Consider the following 19,115-nt stretch of genomic DNA (forward strand, 5'->3'; position numbering starts at 1 on the left):
GGGATTCATATATAGAGAAAATTCGATGACAGAGCGAGTTTCAACAGATCGGCAAAAGCCGCCGTCTCGCGGTCAACTAATTTCTGGTCGAGATCGGCCAGTGCTTCCTGAATCTCTTCTACGGAACGTTCCGCCCAGATAAGTTTCCGGAAGAGATCGCAGGTCAGATCCGTGATTGCTTTCTTTTGATTTTGTATTTGAGAGCTCTGAGATAATGGGGATCCCGTCGTGACGAATGGGAATGTCACGCAAGCGTTTATTTTCTGATCCCAAATCAATTGGCGCAGGACCATGTCATAGGGGGTGTCAAAATTTTTAACGGACGTCAATAAGTTGAGTAATTTTCCTTTGGATGATCCATTTATTACGTAAGCGGCAGAGCCCGCAAATGTCGGCATCTGTCTCAGATTCATAACCGTAACGAGATCATTTTTAAATTGAGCGCGGCGCACCTTGTAGAGAAGGATCATCTCGTGAATATCTGTGATTATAACATCAGTATACATCATATCCCAGGACAGTGGATCCAATGTGTTGATTAAATTATCTATGATGTTCTGCGTTTTCTGTCCCATAATGCTGTCGTCTTCAATAATCATCACGGGGCCTGGGTATTTTTCAGACTTTTTCAGGGCTCCGATATGGCTGAGAAAACAGGCTTTCTCCGCTGGCTGGCTTTTCCCCTTTATTTCTTGTTCGTGGACGAATTTCGTGTCTACGGCTTCGTATCTTTTGAGTGTCCAATTGTTCTGATTATTTTTTAAAAAATTAGCCTCCAGGGCATGGCGTCGATCCAGTTGCTCCGCGAGGTTGATATAAATGCAATGCATATTCGATTCCTTAATCGACTATTCCCACTACGTTAACTTGGGAGCGCTCCGTGGTGAAGGGGGCTTTCCATCGTGGCGTGACTTGCGGTAGGAGTGCCGTCTCCCTATCCTCTGGCGGAAGCCTCGCATGGGGCCTCGTTTCGAGCAGCGAGAGGTCATGGCCGAAATAACCGATGACGTTCCGGCGTCGCACAATTTTCCGGAATATTCCGTCAGCGAGATCTCCAACGCGCTGAAGCGTACCGTCGAACAGACTTATGACAATGTGCGGGTGAAGGGGGAGATCTCGGGGTTCAAACGGCATAGCTCGGGACATCTCTATTTCGCCCTCAAGGATAGCGAGGCGGTGCTCGATGCCGTTTGCTGGCGCGGTTCCGCCGGGCGGCTGTCGATCCGGCCGGAGGACGGGATGGAGGTGGTGGCCACCGGTCGCCTGACCACCTATCCCGGTCGATCGAAATATCAGATGGTGATCGAGCGGCTGGAATTGGCCGGACAGGGCGCCCTACTCAAACTGCTGGAGGATCGCAAGCGGCGCTTGGCCGCCGAGGGGGTGTTCGATCAGGCGCGAAAAAAGGCGCTGCCTTTCCTGCCCGAGGTGATCGGTGTGGTGACCTCGCCGACCGGGGCGGTGATTCGCGATATCTTGCATCGCTTGGCCGACCGTTTTCCCCGGCATGTGTTGTTGTGGCCCGTCGCCGTGCAGGGCGAGGGGGCGGCCGAGCAGGTGGCCGCCGCCATCGCCGGGTTCAATCGGATCCAAGCCGGTGGTCCGGTTCCCAGGCCCGACCTTTTGATCGTCGCGCGCGGTGGCGGTTCGCTTGAGGATTTATGGGCCTTCAATGAAGAGGTGGTGGTGAGGGCCGTCGCCGCTTCGGAGATTCCGCTGATTTCCGCAGTCGGTCACGAGACGGACACCACATTGATCGATTTCGTCTCCGACCTCAGGGCGCCGACGCCCACCGGAGCCGCCGAAATGGCTGTGCCGGTGCGCCGTGACCTGATGCTGCAGACCATCGAGCTGGGGCGACGGTTGATCTTCGCGGTCGGACGCATGGTCGAGGAGCGCAGGACCCGTCTTGAGGGGCTGTCCCGGGGGTTGCCGGACCTTCGCCGCCGTATCGAGGATCTGATGCGCATTCTCGATGATCGCGCCGAACGTCTGGCCAATGCGCTTCCCAATGATCTGGCGCGCCGTCGGGCCTCCATGATGCATATCTCGGCGCGTCTGCGCCACCCGCGCGAACAGATCGCGCAAAAACGCCACGCCCTGGAGCAGCAGTCAACCCGGCTCGAAGCGGCCGTCCGCGCCGTTCGCGCCGCCGAGGCGGCGCGTCTGGAACGGCAGGATCTGGCCTTGCGTCAAATGGCGTCTCGTCTCGGCGCCGCATGGCCCCGATTGATCGAGGCGCGGCGCGGCCAGATCGAGCGATCCGGGGCTTTGCTGGACAGCTTTTCCTACGAACAGGTGCTGCGGCGTGGTTTCGCCCTGGTCCGCGATGCGGCGGGCGAGGCGGTGACGGCGGCGGAGAAGGCGCATCCCGGCGATCATTGGACCATCACATTTCAGGGCCAGCAATCGGTGCCGGTGGTCGTCGACGGGGAGCATGAACCGGCGAAGTCTACCCCTCGGAAACCGTCCGGCAAGGGGGCTGACGTCCGCCAGGGGACGCTGCTGTAAGCGGGGCGGAAGAAAGCGGTTCCGCCTCCGGACGCTCCGTTGTAAGAAAGGGCGCTTTTTGGTTTTCGACGGTCAGGATAGTTGAGACGCAATGTCCGATAAGGATCTTTCCCCACCCCGGATCGCCGTGGTGGTACCGGTCAAGAACGAGGCCGATAACATCCTGCCGCTGTTGGGCGAAATCACGGCGGCCCTGTCCGACCGCTGGCCGTTCGAGATCGTTTATGTCGATGACGGCAGCGACGACGAAACTCCGGCGGTTCTTGCCGCCGCCAAACGGGATTTCCCCCAGCTTCGGCTTGTCCGGCACCGTGAGAGCTGCGGACAAAGCCAGGCCGTGGCCACCGGCGTAAAGGCCGCCCGCGCGCCTTATATCGCGACGCTGGACGGTGACGGGCAGAACGATCCGGCCGATATTCCGGCTTTGTTCGAGCGTTTTCTGTCCGCCTCGGAAAGCGACCGGGATCTGCTCCTGATCGCCGGTTTCCGCCAGAAACGTCAGGACAATGGTCTGCGCCGGCTGTCTTCGAAGGTGGCCAACGGTATCCGCGCCTCCCTGCTGAACGACGCGACCCCGGATTCGGGATGCGGCCTCAAGCTGTTCAGCCGTGACGCCTTCCTCGATATGCCACGTTTCAATCACATGCACCGGTTCCTGCCGGCCTTGATGATCCGGCGCGGCGGCGACGTCGTTTCCGTGCGGGTCAATCATCGCCCGCGCGAGCGGGGCGTTTCGAAATATGGTCTGTGGAATCGTCTTTGGGTCGGGATCGTCGATCTCTTCGGTGTGATGTGGTTGCAGCGCCGGGCCAGCGTTCCGATCATCGACCGTCGGGACTGACGCTCCGATGAGCGAGGAATCGCACGAAGTGACGGTGGCGGGAGTGAAGCTTCGGCTGCTGGTCAAAGGGCTCACCGTGATGGTCACCCTCGTCCTTCTCGGTTGGGGACTGAAGGTCTCCGGGCTGGGCGAAATGCTCGATACCCATTGGGTCGATTCGGAGATTCGCGGCCATGGATTGGCCGGCGAGGCGATCTTCCTGGCAATCGGCAGCCTCGTCATCGCCGTGGGATTGCCACGGCAAGCGGTCTGTTTTCTGGCCGGTTACGCCTTTGGTCTGGGGGGCGGCACAGTTTGGGCGTCGCTGGCTTCGATTGTCGGCTGCATGGGGTGCTTTCTGTATGCGAGAGTGCTTGGCCGCGATCTTGTCATGCATAAATTCGCCGGGCGGGTTCGGCGCATCGACGAGTTTTTGCGCGATAATCCCCTGACGATGACGGTGTTGATACGGTTTCTGCCGGTCGGCAGCAATCTGCTGACCAATCTGATGGCCGGAGTGTCCTCGGTGCGACCATGGCCCTTTTTCGCCGGATCGATCCTGGGCTATTTGCCGCAGACCGTGGTTTTCGTCTTGTTGGGGAGCGGCATTCAGGTCGATCCGGTGCAGCGCGTCTCCCTGAGTGTCCTGCTGTTCGTCGCTTCGGCGATTCTCGGGGTCTATCTCTATAAGCGGCTGCGCCACGGTCGCAGCCTCGATGCGACGATCGATCAGGAAATGGAATGATACCGGCGAGCTGTTGATCAGACTTGTTCGCGGATATGACCGGTCATCCGTCGAAATTCCCTGGCGAAACAAAAAATTAACGGCGGAAAGTTGCCGTTTCTCGGCTTTGCGAGGGGGAATCGGCTTGACAGATGAGGGGGCTCCCCTTAGATCGTTGGCACTCACCCGATGAGAGTGCTAATAACACCCTTCATTTGGTGTTCCTTTTTTTAGTAAACGAATATTGACGGAGGTTGTGAATGAGTTTCAGACCGCTCCATGACCGCGTTGTGGTCAAGCGTCTCGAGCAGGAAGAGAAGACCGCGGGCGGCATCATCATTCCCGACACGGCCAAGGAAAAGCCCTCCCAGGGCGAGGTCGTCGCAGTCGGTCCGGGTGCGCGGGGTGAGGACGGCAAGCTGGTTGCTCTTGATGTCAAGGCTGGCGACCGGGTGCTGTTCGGCAAATGGTCCGGCACCGAGGTGAAGATCGACGGACAGGATCTGTTGATCATGAAGGAATCGGACATTCTCGGCATTATCGCCTAAGCAAGGGACAGACGAAAAATGGCTGCGAAAGAAGTAAAATTCGGTACCGACGCCCGCGCGCGCTTGCTGCGCGGCGTCGACATCCTGGCTGATGCGGTGAAAGTGACCCTGGGGCCGAAGGGCCGCAATGTGGTCATCGAGAAGTCGTTCGGCGCTCCGCGCATCACCAAGGACGGCGTTACCGTCGCCAAGGAAGTCGAACTTTCTGACAAGTTCGAGAATCTGGGCGCTCAGATGGTGCGCGAAGTCGCCTCCAAGACCAACGATCTGGCTGGTGACGGCACCACCACGGCGACCGTTCTGGCTCAGTCCATCGTCCGTGAGGGCGCCAAGGCGGTTGCCGCCGGCCTCAATCCGATGGATCTGAAGCGCGGCATTGATCTGGCCGTTCTGGCCGTCGTCGCCGACGTCAAGAAGCGTTCGAAGAAGGTTTCGAGCAACGGCGAAATCGCTCAGGTCGGCATCATTTCGGCCAACGGCGACAAGGAAATCGGCGAGAAGATCGCCGAGGCCATGCAGAAGGTCGGCAACGAGGGTGTGATCACCGTCGAGGAGGCCAAGGGCCTGGACTTCGAGTTGGACGTGGTCGAGGGCATGCAGTTCGACCGTGGCTACACCTCGCCCTATTTTGTCACCAACGCCGAAAAGATGACCGTCGAGCTGGAAAACCCCTACATCCTGCTCCACGAGAAGAAGCTCTCGGGCCTGCAGCCCCTGCTGCCGGTTCTCGAGGCGGTCGTGCAGTCCGGCCGTCCCCTGCTGATCATCGCCGAGGACGTCGAGGGCGAGGCCCTGGCCACCCTGGTGGTCAACAAGCTGCGTGGCGGGCTCAAGGTTGCCGCCGTCAAGGCGCCGGGCTTCGGTGATCGCCGCAAGGCCATGCTGGAAGACATCTCCATCCTCACCGGCGGTCAGGTCATCTCCGAGGATCTGGGTATCAAGCTGGAGAGCGTCACCGTGGCTGATCTGGGCACCGCGAAGCGCGTGACCATCACCAAGGAAGACACCACCATCGTCGATGGTGCCGGCAAGAAGAAGGACATCGAGGGCCGCATCAAGCAGATCCGTGCGCAGGTCGAAGAGACCACGTCGGATTACGACCGCGAGAAGCTGCAGGAACGCTTGGCCAAGCTGGCCGGCGGTGTTGCGGTGATCAAGGTCGGTGGCAGCTCGGAAGTCGAAGTGAAGGAGCGCAAGGATCGCGTCGACGACGCCCTGCACGCCACCCGTGCCGCGGTGGAAGAGGGTGTTATCGCCGGTGGCGGCGTTGCGTTGCTGCATGCCATCCGCAGCCTCGACGCGGTGAAGCACGACAACAACGATCAGAAGGTCGGTATCGACATCGTCCGCCGGGCCCTGCAGGCGCCGGTGCGTCAGATCGCCGAGAATGCCGGTCATGACGGTGCCGTGGTTGCCGGCAAGCTGCTCGAGAGCAAGGACACCAACTGGGGCTTCGATGCTCAGAAGGGCGAATATACCGACCTGATCAAGGCCGGCATCATCGACCCGACCAAGGTGGTCCGTACCGCTCTGCAGGATGCGGCTTCCGTTGCCGGTCTGCTGATCACCACCGAGGCCCTGATTGCCGAGAAGCCTGAGAAGAAGGCTGCTCCGGCCGGTGGCCCGGGCGGCATGGGTGGCATGGGCGACATGGACTTCTAAGTCCGGGTTCCCGAAGCCAGCCTTCGAACTACAAGGCAGGGCCGCGTCGAAAGACGCGGCCCTTGCTGTTTGTGGTGGTGGGATGTGTGAGAGGGGACGTTCCTTCCCGCATGGCCGATTCGCGGCTCCTCATTGCGGGTGATTCTTGGGTAACCTGGACCTTCGGCATAGATAACTATGACCGTCGGTAGGTTTCATCCCTCCTATCAACGGGGGCACTATGAATAACCGTTGATATAAGGGACGGATCTACTGGGGTTTGTGTGAAGCGATGGTTGAGGTAGGGGAAACAGCCAAAGGGTTGGCGGACGACGGTCTGCGGTCCGTTCCGGTTAGCGGGCTCGCCCCGTTGGTGGCTGTGGTCGAAGACGAAACGATCGTCATGATCGGCTATCAGATGTTGTTCGAGAGTTGGGGGTATCGGGTGGTTGCCGCGGGGGCTGCGGCGGATGTGCTGGCGGGCTTATCGCCGGGAGATTCTCCGGATGTGATTATCGCGGACTATCGCTTGCGCGACGGACAGACAGGTGTCTCTGCGATCCGAGCGATCCAGGGGGCTTTTCGGAAGTCGATACCGGGTATTCTGATTACCGGGGATACCGGCGCTGAACGGTTGCGCGAGGCCGCCGCAAGCGGTCTGCCGATCCTGCATAAGCCGGTGAATGGTTCGCAATTACGCGAGTTGTTGAAACGCAGTCTGGCGCAAGGCGAGGAATAAGCCGCGCAAGGAGGCCCGGCCCGTCTGATTCAAGGGCAATCGGATGAAGCGATTGCCCTGTTTTCTTGCGTCCGGCACGGGCACACAAGAAAACAGGCCGACGATGTCGGCCTGTAGGATGTTTCCCCATTGTTCTTCTTGTTTGGCGGAGTCTCGGACGTTAGCGGCTGAACGATGCCGTATCTGTTTTCGTCAGACCCAATTGCGAAGCCGCGACGACCGCTCGTGTCCGGTTGTTGACGTTCAACGCTTTCAGAATGGCGGTAACATGCAGTTTGACCGTACCTTCGGCCAATTGCAGGACTCGGGCGATTTCCTTGTTCGATTTGCCCTGTCCCAGAAGAGTAAGGACCTCGCGCTGCCGTGGCGTCAGGAAGGAGGCGTTGTTTTCCTGGCCGGCATTGCCGATGGGTTCGGAAAGGGCATTGTCGCTGCTTTGATCGAGAAGAGCCGGCGGCAGATAAACGCCTCCGGAAAGCACCAGCTTGAGGGCGCTCAGCATGACACGGCTGCTCGACGTTTTCGGAATGAAGCCGGCGGCTCCCAGGTTGACCGCCTGCAGGACATGGCGGCGATCATCGGACGCCGACAAAACGATGATCGGTACGTCGCTAGGCAAGGTCTTGCGTAAATTTTGCAATCCCTCGCTCCACGGCATGCCGGGCATTCCCAAATCGAGCAGGACTATGCCAACGTCGCTTTCCGTTTCCGCCAGTGTGATCGCCTGCGGATAATCGCAGGCCTCGACAATGGATACGGTTCCATCAAGTTGGGTCAGAACGTGACGCAGGCCATCACGAAATAATTCGTGGTCGTCGGCAATTAAGATTTTCATGGGTTTGTCACCAAGCTGCACGGCGTTCCACCCTTTCGTCAATTCGCCCATTTAACCCCCACCACCTTTAGGATATCGCATCGCCTTACATGAGGCGAATCGCTTTTTTCCGCTACGTAGTATAAGTAGCACACCCGCTTATGCAAAAAGACCTTTGGTATTGAACTTATAGCGATATAACGAAGATTATTATTCAACTAAAAAAGGAATTTTGCGGAACTGAATGGGTGTGAATCGGGAGATAATATTCATCCTACAATAGGGGGGCTTTCGTGTCGACCCCACAGAAACCGCCGCTTGCTTGGTATCTATCGAGACACCATGGAAATCCAGCCCAGATGGAGGGCTTTTGAAAAAATCGTATATTGAATATAACTGGTTGGTTCACGAGGGTTATCTTTACGAGTTTAAATCTAGCACAACTTATAATTGCGCTACTCGGCGTGAATTGCCGATGTCGGATTCCTTGTTCGCTCATACAGGTGCGCCGATGCCGGAAGAATGATAGCGAACATCGAGCCTTTGCCGACCAGGGACCGCACTTCGATCTGCAAGCCTAAGAGCTGGCTCAGCCGCTCGACGATCGCCAATCCGAGACCCAATCCTTGCCGTTCGGTGCCGACGCCGCGGGACAACTGGCGAAATTCCCGGAATATTTCTTTCTGGTCTTCCTGTGCGATGCCCATGCCGCTGTCCCAAATTTCCACGCGCAATGCCTTGTTCCGTCTGAGGCATCCCACCAATACCCCACCTGACCGCGTATAGCGGATGGCGTTCGACAGAAGATTGCGCAATATCCGTTCGAGCAGGGCCGGATCACTGCGGACGACGGCACTGGTCCTGATGACCCGGAAACGAAGCCCTTTGCGTTCGGCCAGTGGTTCGAATTCCAAGGACATCCTATCGAATAGGCTTTGCAACGGAAAGGCGACCGAGTGGGCCTCGACTGCGCCGGCGTCCAGGCGCGAAATGTCGAGGAGTCCATCCAGCAAATGTTCCAGGGCTTCAAGCGAGCCTTCGATCTTGTCGACGATATTTTTGATATCGGCGGGGAGTTGCCGTTGCGCCAATGTGGCGACGAACAGCCCCAAAGCCTGCAATGGTTGGCGCAAATCATGACTGGCCGCCGCCAGGAAGCGTGTTTTGCTATGGTCGGCCAGTTGAGCGGCCTCTCGTTCCGTTTCGCGCTCGGCGATGACGACGGCGAGACGCCGACGCGTCTCGTCGAGATCCCGGCTCAATGCGGCGAGGAGCGTCGCTACATCGTCGGGGCGCATCCGCAGAATGGCGGCTTGATCGTTGTTGGCGTCGGACGAGGCCGTCAGTGCCTCGCAGACCCGGCGCATATGGCGGCGCAGCCGCAACCAAAGAAGAGCGAAGCCCAATGTCGAAAAAGCGAAGAGCAGCGCCGGAAGCCACATCGGGCTATCCGCTAAATCTCGAATTAAACTATTTATTCCGCTCGCTAGATCCATATTGAATCTCCGGTAGCGAAATTGAGCGCCATATCCATTATGGATGTTTTCCGGGAGATCTTGACTTTCTGATCCTAGCATCGAGAGACTGCTTATAGGCGATGATAGCACCTGCTCGACAATCTAGGAATGAAGTCGTTATAGCATTGAAATGTTTTGCAGGGAGAACTTTGCGTCGCCCGCGCCATATAAAGATTGCTTGCTTTTTTTATCGCAAACCTGGAAAACCGCGACACCATGACTGCCTTGTCCGATGCCGTTGCTCTCAGGCGCACGTTCGCCATCATTTCCCATCCCGACGCCGGTAAGACGACGCTGACCGAGAAACTTCTGCTTTTCGGAGGCGCCATCCAGATGGCCGGGGCCGTCCGTGCGCGCGGAGAACAGCGCCGGGCGCGTTCGGACTGGATGTCGATCGAGCGTGAGCGGGGAATTTCCGTCACCGCATCGGTCATGTCCTTCGAACATGGCGGCTTGTCGTTCAATTTGCTCGACACGCCCGGCCATGAGGATTTCAGCGAGGATACCTATCGAACCCTGACGGCGGTCGATTCCGCCGTGATGGTTCTCGATGCCGCCAAGGGCATCGAAACCCAGACCAGGAAATTGTTCGAGGTCTGCCGCCTGCGCGACGTGCCCATCGTGACCTTCATCAATAAGGTGGATCGCGAAGGCCGCGAGACGTTCGACTTGCTTGATGAAATCGAAAAGACCCTCGCTTTGGATGTTTGTCCGCTGACATGGCCGATCGGCATGGGGCGCGATCTGAAGGGGGTTTATGACCTGACCGCCGATCAGGTCGTCCTGTTCGAGCAGACCCGGGGTGACCATCTGCCCGAGGGGATCGACATGCCCCTGGAGGATCCGCGATTGGACGGCCTTGTCGGTGCCGATGCCGCGGCCCGGCTTCGGGAGGAAGTGGAACTGGTGCGCGGCGCTTGTCCGTCGTTCGACCTGGAGGCCTTTCGCGCGGGACATTTAAGCCCGGTCTTCTTCGGCTCGGCCTTGCGAAACTTCGGCGTCCGGGAACTGTTGAACGGCATCGGCCGGCTGGCGCCGCCGCCCAGGCAGCAGTCCGCCGATCCGCGCGTTATCGACCCCCTCGAAGAGACGGTCAGCGGTTTTGTCTTCAAGGTGCAGGCGAACATGGATCCCAATCACCGGGATCGGATCGCCTTCTTTCGCCTTTGCTCGGGCCGTTTCAAGCGTGGCATGAAATTAAAGCACGTCCGTTCCGGCAAATTGATGGCGATCGGCAACCCGGTTTTCTTCCTGGCCCGCGATCGCGAACTGGCCGAGGAAGCTTTTCCCGGTGATATCATGGGTATTCCCAATCATGGCGCGCTCAGAATAGGCGATACCCTGACCGAGGGAGAGGATGTCCGTTTCAACGGAATTCCCAGCTTCGCTCCGGAAGTGCTGCGTCGCGTTCGTTTGGACGATCCCATGAAAGCCAAGCAGTTGCGCAAGGCGTTGGAAGATCTGGCGGAAGAGGGGGTGAGCCAATTGTTCAAACCCCTGAACGGGGCCAGTTGGATCGTTGGCGTGGTCGGGCAACTGCAGTTCGAGGTGATCGCCAATCGGATCGAAAGCGAATATAGCCTGAAGGCCGGTTTTGAAGAGGCTCCGTTCGAGACGGCGCGATGGGTTCACAGCGAGGATAAGCTGCTGATCAAGCGCTTTGTCGAGGCCAACACCTCCTCGATGGCTGAAGACCGGGATGGCGCGTTGGTTTTCCTGGCCCGCAATTCGTGGGCCTTGGGACGTGCCCAGCAGGATTTTCCGGACATCGTCTTCTCTGCGACCCGCGAGCAGCACGGTTAGAGCTGGGAGCATTTCGACCGAAACGCTCCCTTGAGGCCTAACGGCGTCCAAGTTTCCAAAGTCTGACGTTCCGCACCGAGGAAAACGGGCCGTGGCGCCTACGCCCGGTATTTTCGGACGAAGCCGAATTGGCGTCAGCGGCCGGGTCGCAGGTTTTCCCCCGGGGCGTAGAGAAGTGCCAGAATCTTTTCGATTCTGCGAATTTGGGGATCGTCCGGCGGATTGTGCCGTTGAAAGAACGCCAAGCGCTCCTCCCATTCCCGAACCATGTCGCGCGGCCGGTCCGGGGCCGCGGGGCGGCCGGTCAGGGCTGCGACGGTGGTATTGTAGTCGGGATGCAATTCGACGTGGAATCCGGCCACGCGATAATCGGGCCAGTTCAGATCTCCGCTGAGATACCTCTCATGCGCCCATTCGGCCAGCTGTCTGGGCGACATGTGGCGACCGCCGGAGGCCCCCGGAGGGGGGAGCGCGGGCCTGATCAAAGCATCACTTGGGCGGCTGGCGGAAGAAAACGGATTTCCCGAATCGTCTAGAGGGGCCTCGAGTCGTGGATCCTTGCGGTTGAGACGTGGCTCTTCGAGACTATGTTTATTAAACAAAAAATCGAGTTTCATTTGCAATCGGCCAAGCTTACAGCCACATCTAAAGCCTCAAAGGGATCTTTGCGGCGCAAGCGCCGTGCCACGAGTTTAAGACTAGGATTTCCGCGTGTTTGAGGCGAAAGAGACACCGAAAACTCCGCCGATGGACGGGCAATGATTGCCGGGTATCGGGTAATTTTGACCGAGAGGCGTTTTCAAGTGAATATTTATAAAAGTCGGTGCCTGACTATCGCTTCTTTAATAATTTTGTATAATGTCGCCGCTCTGATGCGGTGGAGGTGCGCAATGATGTCGCGGGTTGCTGGTTTGGCGCTGGGTGGTCTTTTCGCGGCCTGTGTGGCCGGCGAAGCCCTGGCCGCGCCGGCCGGAGCGGAGTTGGCGCCGCATCGGGCTGTTTATGCGATGGCGCTTAACGCCACCAAGCCTGGCGGCGGGGTGACCGGCGCTTCCGGCGCCATGACCTATAAGTTCGGCGACTCCTGTGATGGCTGGACCGTTGAAAATCGCACGGCCCTGACATTTGCCTATAGTGACGGTGCGCCGGTGGCCACGACCTGGGATTTCGTCACGTGGGAATCCAAGGATGGGTTGCATTACCGTTTCCGCGTTCGCAGCACCCGCGATGGCGTCGTCAGTGAGGAAATCGACGGTGTCGCCAACCTGGATGGACAGGGCAAGGGTGGTGTCGCCAAGTTTTCGTTGCCAGAGCAGAAAACCATGCGTTTGCCCAAGGGGACGCTGTTCCCGACCGAGCATACCATTCGCCTGCTTGAGCATGCGCAGCGCGGCGAGCATATGCTTGAGAGGGTGCTGTTCGACGGCACCGGCTCCGATGGCCCGTTCGACGTGAACGCCGTCATCGGCAAGCTGTTTCCGGCCAATGCCAATATTTCTCCCGCCGCGGCCAATCCGGCGGTGAATTCGGCCCTCCTTTCGGCTCCGTCCTGGCGTATGCAGATGGCTTTCTTCGCGCCCGCCGCCAACGAGCCGACCCCTGATTATGAAGTGGCGTTGCGTTATTATCTGAATGGTGTGGCCGACGAGGTCGTACAGTCCTTCGGCAATTTCAGCCTGAAGGGAACCTTGCAAAAATTGGAACCCCTGCCCAAGCCGGATTGCTGATTACACAATGCAGAACCTGGTCCACGAGGTGATGGATCAGCGATTGCTCGAATTGTTGGATGCCTGGCGTGAGGCCTTTTATCCCAGCGAGTCGATCGATGACCCCAAACATCGGTTCGCCCGGTTCCTCGACCATTTGCTGGTTATTGGAATCGACGGCGTGAAAAGCCGCTATCTTCATTATGGACACAACTTCACCGAGCGGTTTGGAACGGATCTTACCGGAAAGGTTATAGATCTGTTGCCGACGGAAATCCTGCCGGCCGAGCGGCGGGGCATGCTGGCTTTCGAATATACCTATGCGCGCCGCGTGCAGCGTCCTCTCTGGCGATCCTATACGGCGGAGTTCGGCGATGGCCAGACGGAGACGTGGCAACGTCTGGTATTGCCCGCCGGCAAGGGGCGTCTCGTCGTCGGCGCTTTCGCCACGGCGACTCCGCCACCGCACGGTGGTCCGGAACTGTTGACCGATGGGGTCGCGCTGCTGCGTTTCCTGATCGAGCGGGTTCCGGTGGTCATCGACAGCCGGGGCGATATTCTGGAACTGGCTTTGTCGCTGGAAAGTTTCAGCGATACCCAGCAGCAAATGGCCGAATTGGAGGAATGGGCGACATTGGACGCCCTGACCGGAGTGGCCAATCTTCGTCATTTTCATCATCTGGCCGGCCTCGAATTGGACCATGCCTATCGCATGGGGCGGTCGATCTCGGTCCTGATCCTCGATATCGACCATTTCAAGAAGATCAATGACAGTTGGGGGCACGCCGTCGGTGACGAGGCTTTGAAGGCTTTCGCCGGTGCCTGTCGCAAGGCATTGCGGGAGCCTGACATCCTCGGGCGGATCGGAGGGGAGGAATTTGCCGTCGCCCTGCCGAATACCCGGATAGACGAGGCGCAGATGATCGCCGAGCGTCTGCGCCGTCAGGTCGAGCAGGTGTCGTTGCCGCTGTCTCAGGGAGGGGTCGTCCAATTCACCGTGAGCATCGGGGTGGCGACATCCATGCGCGTAAGGGCGAGCCGTGCGGAAAGACCTGATATTCGTTCCTTGCTGGCCATCGCCGACGGGGCTCTTTACCGTTCGAAGTCAGAAGGACGGAACCGCATCAGCGTGGCCCAGGATAGCGAGGCGAAGAGCGGCTAAGGCTCTGGGTCGAAATAATCGCCCCAGAGCCTTAGCGTATTATGACGCCTGCGCCACCGGCTTCGGCGGGCTCAAGCGCCGCTCGGGCTCAAGGGCCTGGTTCGGTCATTCCGTCCCAGGCCCTAACTCTTGGCCGGCAGGCGGGCCAGGAATGGGTCGGTCCAACCGGGCGGCAATATCGACATCATCCAGATGACGAGAGCCATCGGCCAGGGGTAGGCGAGGCGGGCCCGGTTCGCATCGATGCCTCGGCGCATCAGTTGTCCGGCTTTTTCCGCGCTCATCAGGAACGGCATGGGAAAACGGTTGACCGCCGTCATGGGGGTTTCGACGAATCCCGGACAAATGACAGTGAGTCCGATGCCATCGCGGGCCAAGACACCCCGCATACCCTCGCCCCAGATCCGAACGGCGGCTTTGCTCGCGCAGTAGGCCGGCGCCGTCGGCATGCCGCGAAATCCGGCCAGGGACGCCATCAGAGCGATCTGTCCCGTCCGGCGCGGCCGCATGGCATCGATCGCCGGCAATACCGTATTGATCACGCCGTCGAAATTGACCTTAAAGATCCGGCGGGTCTGTTCCGCCGTTTCATCGCCGGTGGTTCCGGTTCCCGCGGAAATGCCGGCGTTGGCGATCACCAGATCGAGGGGCGCCGTCCCGTCGGAACGGGTGATCCACTCGGCCATCCGTCCGGCGTCGGTGACGTCGATAAGGGCGGTACTGGCTTGTGCGCCCAAAATCCGGCAGGCATCGGCGACCTCTCCAAGGCGTGGCCCGTCGCGGCCGGACAAGAAAAGATATCCACCATCCTTGGCATAGGCGAGTGCCAACGCTCTGCCAAGGCCGCTGGAGGCTCCCGTGATCAAAACGTTGCGTCGCGTCATGGAGGGGAGAGTAGCAGGGGGGCGGGCGTGGCGGGAAGGGGGCGGATCAATCATGGGGCGCGCATTCGACCGCCCTGGAAGGTTGTTGCCCGCGGAGACACACGGTATAACCCTGTCTTGCTTGAATATTTCGATTTGAGGATATGGCCTTGAGCGTCAACAGCATGACCGGCTACGCCCGAACGCAGGGACAAGACGACGCCGTGACCTGGATTTGGGAGGTCAAAAGCGTCAATGGCCGTGGTCTTGAGATGCGGGCACGTCTTCCCGCCGGCTATGATCATTTGGATCTGCCGGTCCGAGATGCCGTCCAGAAACGTTTCAAACGCGGCAATCTCAGTATTTCCCTCAATATCGATCGTGTGAGGAAGGATGCCCCGCTGGCCGTCAACGAGGCCGTTCTCGCCCAATATGTCGCTGTTGCCCGGCGATGGCACGAGAAGGCGCCCGACCTCGGCTTGCCGCGCATCGACGGGCTGTTGGCCCTGAAGGGCGTTCTGGAGGTCGGCGAGGAGGATGTCCCGCCGGAGGTGGAGGAACGCCGTTCGAAAGCCCTGCTGGAGGGCTTCCGGCAGACCCTTGAGGCCATGGCCGCCATGCGCGCCGCCGAAGGCCGCCGGTTGGCCGAGGTCCTCGGAGGACATCTGACGGAAATCAACGCCCTGGTCGAGCGGGCGGAATCCCTGGGGAGCTTCGATCCGCTCACCATCAAGGAGCGCCTCAGGCTGCAGATCACCGCCCTGCTTGACGCGGTGCCGGCCTTGTCGGAAGAACGGCTGGCGCAGGAGGCGGCCCTGCTCGCCGCCAAGGCCGACGTGCGCGAGGAACTGGATCGGTTGAAAGCCCATCTGGCGGCCGCCCGGGAAATGCTGGCTGCCGGTGAGGCGGTCGGCCGGAAATTGGACTTCCTGTGCCAGGAGTTCAATCGCGAGGCCAATACCCTCTGTTCCAAAGCCAATGATATCGAACTCACGCGGATCGGTTTGGCGCTGAAAGCCATCATCGAACAGTTCCGCGAGCAGGTGCAGAACATCGAATGACGAGCGGTTCCTCCTCTTCCCCCCTTTCGCCGCCGTCGATTCGGCGCCGTGGTCTGATGCTGGTTCTGTCGTCGCCGTCAGGAGCCGGCAAGACGACCATCTCGCGTGCCCTGCTGGCCAAGGATGCCAACATCGTCATGTCCGTTTCGGCGACGACGCGGCCTCCCCGGCCCGGCGAAGTGGAAGGCGAGGATTATTTTTTCATCGAGCGGCCCCGTTTCGACGCCATGGTGCAAGGAGGGGAGCTTCTTGAGCACGCCCGTGTGTTCGATAATCATTACGGCACGCCGCGCGCGCCGGTCGAGCGGGCTCTGGCCGACGGCCGGGATATCCTGTTCGATATCGACTGGCAGGGAACCCAGCAACTGCGGCAGAACGCCCGCGCCGATCTCGTGAGCATCTTCGTGTTGCCTCCCTCGGTGGGAGAGTTGGAGCGGCGGTTGCGCAGCCGGGGGCAGGACAGTGTCGAAGTGGTGCAAAAGCGCATGGCCAAGGCGGGTGACGAAATGAGCCATTGGCCGGAATACGACTATATCATCGTCAATGTCGACCTGGCCGGCAGCGTCGCTGCCGTCGAGGCCATCCTTGCCGCCGAGCGTCTGAAGCGGGAGCGGCAGGTTGGTCTGGCCGATTTCGTCAACGGTCTGCGGGGGCAGGGCTGACTGTTCAGGAGACGCAGCGATAATAAACCGCTGCCACCACTCCGTTGTCACCGCCGCGCAAGCGGGGGACCCAGGCTGCCTGCTGGGTCCTGCTTGCGCGGGAATGACGATGTGATTCGTTTATTTCCGTGCGTCGCTATTTCACCGGAACGAAACTTTTTCCGACGATGGCCTGACCATCCGGGGTCAGGATGAAATCGAAGAAGCTCTTGATCGGCCCGGTGAGTTGCTGGGCGATCAGGATCAACGGGCGTTTCAGCGGATAAGCCCCCGATTGCACGGCCTCCCGGCTGGGCGCGGCGCCGTCGACGGTGATAGCCTTGACATGCGGCGTGGCGAAGGACATGGACGAGGCGGCGATGCCGCTCTCATCCTGGGCGAGGTCCTCGATACAGTCGGTGGCGTCGTCCAACTCCTTCAGGGGGCCGTATTTTTCGGTCCCCAGAACCATGTCCTGGAATGCCTTGACGGTCGCCCGCCCGCCCGTCAGTTTTTCGCTATAGACCGTAATCGCCTTGTCGGACCCTCCGAACTGTTTCCAGTTGGTGGCTCGGCCGGTGAAGATTTCCTTCAGATCGGCCTTACTCAATCCGGTGACCGGATTCTTAGGGTTGACGAACACGCCCATCACATCGAAGCCGATGACCTCATGGACGGCGATCTGGGCCTTTTGCTGTTCGGACATTTCGCTGGCCAGTCCGCCCAACTGGGTGCGGCCTTCGAGAACGGCCTTAAAGCCCGCGTTTGCCCCAGCCCCGCCGATGGCGCCGAATGGAATGCCGGTCCGTTCGGTGAATAGTTTGCTGGCTTCGGGCAGGATTTTGGTGCCGATGGTCGTGGCGCCTTCGTAGGTGAGCGGCAGGGCTGCGGCGGAAGCCTGGGCCGCGGCGGCCTTCCGCATCTGAAGTGTGTCTGCGGCCGCTTGCTGGAAGGTGGCGGACTGGGGCACGTCGCGGTGGCAGCCGTCACACGTCTTGAAAGCTGCTTTTCCGTTGTGGCAGGCGAAACAGGATGCGTCCTTTTTGTGATCGGCGAGGGTGATCAATCCTTTCTTTTGCGTCTGGAACAGTTGGAGATGGCAGTCGTTGCAAACATATCCTTTCGAGGCGTGCAACTGGCCATCGAAGGTGACGCGGCCTTGCCCGCCACCTCCATACAGAATGGTCTCACCGCTCGTCGCCCAGGCGCTTTGCGTGAACCCGGCGAGAGCGAGCAGGACCAGAAGGCCTGGGAGTTTTCTCATGCCCGGACCTCGGAAATGGTATCGGGGGAGACGTTGCGCGCCGTCGCCGTCCCGGTCAACACCATGGAATCGATCAATTCCGTCCGGATGCCGTTGAGGATCAAGGCCACGCCTTCTTTTCCAGCGCCATGGGCGCCGCGCACCAGGGGGCGACCGCACATGGTCGCATCGGCGCCCAGGGCCAGGAGTTTCAGCACGTCGGCACCGTGACGCACCGCGCCGTCGGCGATAATGGTAATCTTGCCCTTCACCCTGTCGGCGATCGCCGGAAGGATCTGCGCGACGCCCGGTGTGTGATCGAGCACCCGGCCCCCGTGATTGGAAACGCCGATGGCTCGGGCGCCGGCATCGACGGCGATTTCCGCCTCACGAGCCGACATGACGCCCTTGATGAAGAAGGGCAGCGTCGTTGACTTGGCCAATTCGGCCAATTGCTTCGGCGTCTTCGGTTCGACGGTTTGGCCGGCGACGGCACGGGCGGCCCGTCCGGCGGAATCGATGTCGATGCCGAAGGCAACGGCCCCGGCTTCCTCGACCATGCGGATCCGCTTGATGATCTCGTCTTGTGTCTTCGGCTTGATGATGACCACGACCTTGCCGCCATACTGCTTGACGACGGCCATTCGTCGCTGGAAGACCTCCATGGGGTCGCCGATGCCATCGGCGACCAGGCCGATCGTGCCGGCCATGCGACAGCCGCCGATGATCGCGTCGACATAGTCTTCCTCGGTCATCTTGCCGCCCATGTTGTAAGTCACCCCGCCGGTGGCCGCAGCCATGACGGGCAAGGACAGGGTCTCGCCGAATACGACGACCGAGGCGTCGGGCTTCTTGACGTCGTGGAATGTTCGCATTTCGAGATTCAGGCGGGCCAGCGAATCGAAATTGTTCCGGAAGGCTGCGCCGGAACCGATGCCGCCGAAGCCGGGAACTTCGCCGGCGCAGGCGACACCGTTGCACTCCGGACAGACGCGACAGCGGGGATAGAGCTTCTCGCGTGCTACCCGCAGGACCTCGGCCATGGTCAAGGTGCCACCCGCCGCGGCCAGAGGCTGGGAACTTGCCGCCGCGGTTTCGGCGGCTTTGGCTTCCGCGCTGGCAACCATCGGGGCCAGCACCGCTCCGGCGCCGGCCACGGTGGCGTTCAGTAGAAAATTGCGACGGTCGAGTCCGCTCTTGTCGTGACTTTCGATACCCATGGATTTCCTCCTTGATCGGGTGTGATGGAATGGTTCTGGACGGGAAGTCGTTGCTCGCAACGCGCGTGTTTCGTGGGGGCGGGAATGGCGAGATGATTCGAT

At 59.9% G+C, this 19,115-nt stretch carries 18 protein-coding genes; 11 read left to right on the forward strand and 7 right to left on the reverse strand.

Translation table 11 applies throughout. The annotated features are described in order from the left end of the window. Positions 1-5: 5 nt before the first annotated feature. Entirely contained in the window at positions 6-830 is an 825-nt protein-coding gene (locus CWS72_RS02645; protein ID WP_101249015.1) for a glycosyltransferase family 25 protein, read from the reverse strand. 157 nt (positions 831-987) lie between these two features. Between CWS72_RS02645 and xseA the strand changes: the two genes are divergently transcribed. The 6 genes from xseA (at position 988) to CWS72_RS02675 (ending at position 6,983) form a co-directional block, all read left to right on the forward strand. After that, the gene (gene xseA / locus CWS72_RS02650) at positions 988-2,511 is read left to right on the forward strand and encodes an exodeoxyribonuclease VII large subunit (RefSeq protein ID WP_101249016.1); all 1,524 of its coding nucleotides are present in this window, start codon (positions 988-990) and stop codon (positions 2,509-2,511) included. Between the two features lie 91 nt (positions 2,512-2,602). Further along, positions 2,603-3,352 carry a glycosyltransferase family 2 protein gene (locus CWS72_RS02655; protein WP_101249017.1) on the forward strand — a complete coding sequence of 250 codons (750 nt, stop codon included), beginning with the start codon at positions 2,603-2,605 and terminating at the stop codon, positions 3,350-3,352. 7 nt (positions 3,353-3,359) lie between these two features. Continuing rightward, positions 3,360-4,076: a TVP38/TMEM64 family protein gene (locus CWS72_RS02660; RefSeq protein WP_101249018.1), complete on the forward strand. Its 717-nt coding sequence runs from the start codon at positions 3,360-3,362 to the stop codon at positions 4,074-4,076. A gap of 239 nt (positions 4,077-4,315) precedes the next feature. Beyond that, positions 4,316-4,603 (forward strand): co-chaperone GroES, encoded by a 288-nt coding sequence (gene groES, locus CWS72_RS02665; protein ID WP_101249019.1) that lies wholly within the window; start codon positions 4,316-4,318, stop codon positions 4,601-4,603. Between the two features lie 18 nt (positions 4,604-4,621). Continuing rightward, complete coding sequence (gene groL / locus CWS72_RS02670; protein WP_101249020.1) at positions 4,622-6,265, forward strand: chaperonin GroEL; 1,644 nt, start codon at positions 4,622-4,624, stop codon at positions 6,263-6,265. Between the two features lie 271 nt (positions 6,266-6,536). Then, the gene (locus CWS72_RS02675; protein ID WP_101249021.1) at positions 6,537-6,983 is read left to right on the forward strand and encodes a response regulator; all 447 of its coding nucleotides are present in this window, start codon (positions 6,537-6,539) and stop codon (positions 6,981-6,983) included. 160 nt (positions 6,984-7,143) lie between these two features. On the opposite strand, the gene CWS72_RS02680 is transcribed toward CWS72_RS02675, so the two are convergent. Continuing rightward, positions 7,144-7,818 (reverse strand): response regulator, encoded by a 675-nt coding sequence (locus CWS72_RS02680; RefSeq protein ID WP_101249216.1) that lies wholly within the window; start codon positions 7,816-7,818, stop codon positions 7,144-7,146. 434 nt (positions 7,819-8,252) lie between these two features. Continuing rightward, positions 8,253-9,239 (reverse strand): sensor histidine kinase, encoded by a 987-nt coding sequence (locus CWS72_RS02685; protein WP_158240482.1) that lies wholly within the window; start codon positions 9,237-9,239, stop codon positions 8,253-8,255. 291 nt (positions 9,240-9,530) lie between these two features. Between CWS72_RS02685 and CWS72_RS02690 the strand changes: the two genes are divergently transcribed. Continuing rightward, entirely contained in the window at positions 9,531-11,117 is a 1,587-nt protein-coding gene (locus tag CWS72_RS02690; protein WP_101249217.1) for a peptide chain release factor 3, read from the forward strand. A 134-nt stretch (positions 11,118-11,251) separates the two neighbouring features. Here the strand turns inward: CWS72_RS02690 and CWS72_RS02695 are convergent, their stop codons facing one another. After that, positions 11,252-11,554 (reverse strand): hypothetical protein, encoded by a 303-nt coding sequence (locus tag CWS72_RS02695; RefSeq protein WP_101249023.1) that lies wholly within the window; start codon positions 11,552-11,554, stop codon positions 11,252-11,254. 321 nt (positions 11,555-11,875) lie between these two features. Here CWS72_RS02695 and CWS72_RS02700 point away from each other — a divergent pair, with 321 nt between their 5' ends. Beyond that, complete coding sequence (locus CWS72_RS02700; RefSeq protein WP_241911538.1) at positions 11,876-12,844, forward strand: cell envelope integrity EipB family protein; 969 nt, start codon at positions 11,876-11,878, stop codon at positions 12,842-12,844. A 7-nt stretch (positions 12,845-12,851) separates the two neighbouring features. Next, entirely contained in the window at positions 12,852-13,985 is a 1,134-nt protein-coding gene (locus CWS72_RS02705; protein ID WP_101249024.1) for a GGDEF domain-containing protein, read from the forward strand. A gap of 122 nt (positions 13,986-14,107) precedes the next feature. Here CWS72_RS02705 and CWS72_RS02710 read toward each other — a convergent pair whose 3' ends face one another. After that, positions 14,108-14,869 carry an SDR family NAD(P)-dependent oxidoreductase gene (locus CWS72_RS02710; RefSeq protein ID WP_101249025.1) on the reverse strand — a complete coding sequence of 254 codons (762 nt, stop codon included), beginning with the start codon at positions 14,867-14,869 and terminating at the stop codon, positions 14,108-14,110. 143 nt (positions 14,870-15,012) lie between these two features. On the opposite strand from CWS72_RS02710, the gene CWS72_RS02715 reads away from it, so the two are divergent. Together CWS72_RS02715 and gmk are read left to right on the forward strand one after the other, a co-directional pair. Beyond that, on the forward strand, positions 15,013-15,909 hold the full coding sequence (locus tag CWS72_RS02715) for a YicC/YloC family endoribonuclease (protein ID WP_338056139.1): 897 nt from the start codon (positions 15,013-15,015) through the stop codon (positions 15,907-15,909). Further along, a complete protein-coding gene (gene gmk / locus CWS72_RS02720) occupies positions 15,906-16,571 on the forward strand; it encodes a guanylate kinase (protein ID WP_101249026.1) in 666 nt (221 codons plus the stop codon). The genes CWS72_RS02715 and gmk overlap by 4 nt, the downstream gene beginning before the upstream one ends. Positions 16,572-16,707: 136 nt before the next feature. Here the strand turns inward: gmk and CWS72_RS02725 are convergent, their stop codons facing one another. Beyond that, positions 16,708-17,814, reverse strand: a complete 1,107-nt coding sequence (locus CWS72_RS02725; RefSeq protein WP_101249027.1) for a substrate-binding domain-containing protein — start codon at positions 17,812-17,814, stop codon at positions 16,708-16,710. Then, positions 17,811-19,013 (reverse strand): alpha-hydroxy-acid oxidizing protein, encoded by a 1,203-nt coding sequence (locus tag CWS72_RS02730; protein WP_146002600.1) that lies wholly within the window; start codon positions 19,011-19,013, stop codon positions 17,811-17,813. The genes CWS72_RS02725 and CWS72_RS02730 overlap by 4 nt, the downstream gene beginning before the upstream one ends. Positions 19,014-19,115: the final 102 nt, after the last annotated feature.

It is taken from the genome of Telmatospirillum siberiense, from assembly GCF_002845745.1.
Lineage (GTDB): Bacteria > Pseudomonadota > Alphaproteobacteria > Rhodospirillales > Magnetospirillaceae > Telmatospirillum > Telmatospirillum siberiense.

What these genes read in the sequence shown, in the direction of transcription:
- CWS72_RS02645 (WP_101249015.1), bottom strand. Translation starts at nt 830, where the DNA reads ATGCATTGCATTTATATCAACCTCGCGGAGCAACTGGATCGACGCCAT.
- xseA (WP_101249016.1), top strand. Translation starts at nt 988, where the DNA reads ATGGCCGAAATAACCGATGACGTTCCGGCGTCGCACAATTTTCCGGAA.
- CWS72_RS02655 (WP_101249017.1), top strand. Translation starts at nt 2,603, where the DNA reads ATGTCCGATAAGGATCTTTCCCCACCCCGGATCGCCGTGGTGGTACCG.
- CWS72_RS02660 (WP_101249018.1), top strand. Translation starts at nt 3,360, where the DNA reads ATGAGCGAGGAATCGCACGAAGTGACGGTGGCGGGAGTGAAGCTTCGG.
- groES (WP_101249019.1), top strand. Translation starts at nt 4,316, where the DNA reads ATGAGTTTCAGACCGCTCCATGACCGCGTTGTGGTCAAGCGTCTCGAG.
- groL (WP_101249020.1), top strand. Translation starts at nt 4,622, where the DNA reads ATGGCTGCGAAAGAAGTAAAATTCGGTACCGACGCCCGCGCGCGCTTG.
- CWS72_RS02675 (WP_101249021.1), top strand. Translation starts at nt 6,537, where the DNA reads ATGGTTGAGGTAGGGGAAACAGCCAAAGGGTTGGCGGACGACGGTCTG.
- CWS72_RS02680 (WP_101249216.1), bottom strand. Translation starts at nt 7,818, where the DNA reads ATGAAAATCTTAATTGCCGACGACCACGAATTATTTCGTGATGGCCTG.
- CWS72_RS02685 (WP_158240482.1), bottom strand. Translation starts at nt 9,239, where the DNA reads ATGTGGCTTCCGGCGCTGCTCTTCGCTTTTTCGACATTGGGCTTCGCT.
- CWS72_RS02690 (WP_101249217.1), top strand. Translation starts at nt 9,531, where the DNA reads ATGACTGCCTTGTCCGATGCCGTTGCTCTCAGGCGCACGTTCGCCATC.
- CWS72_RS02695 (WP_101249023.1), bottom strand. Translation starts at nt 11,554, where the DNA reads ATGTCGCCCAGACAGCTGGCCGAATGGGCGCATGAGAGGTATCTCAGC.
- CWS72_RS02700 (WP_241911538.1), top strand. Translation starts at nt 11,876, where the DNA reads ATGATTGCCGGGTATCGGGTAATTTTGACCGAGAGGCGTTTTCAAGTG.
- CWS72_RS02705 (WP_101249024.1), top strand. Translation starts at nt 12,852, where the DNA reads ATGCAGAACCTGGTCCACGAGGTGATGGATCAGCGATTGCTCGAATTG.
- CWS72_RS02710 (WP_101249025.1), bottom strand. Translation starts at nt 14,869, where the DNA reads ATGACGCGACGCAACGTTTTGATCACGGGAGCCTCCAGCGGCCTTGGC.
- CWS72_RS02715 (WP_338056139.1), top strand. Translation starts at nt 15,013, where the DNA reads ATGGCCTTGAGCGTCAACAGCATGACCGGCTACGCCCGAACGCAGGGA.
- gmk (WP_101249026.1), top strand. Translation starts at nt 15,906, where the DNA reads ATGACGAGCGGTTCCTCCTCTTCCCCCCTTTCGCCGCCGTCGATTCGG.
- CWS72_RS02725 (WP_101249027.1), bottom strand. Translation starts at nt 17,814, where the DNA reads ATGAGAAAACTCCCAGGCCTTCTGGTCCTGCTCGCTCTCGCCGGGTTC.
- CWS72_RS02730 (WP_146002600.1), bottom strand. Translation starts at nt 19,013, where the DNA reads ATGGGTATCGAAAGTCACGACAAGAGCGGACTCGACCGTCGCAATTTT.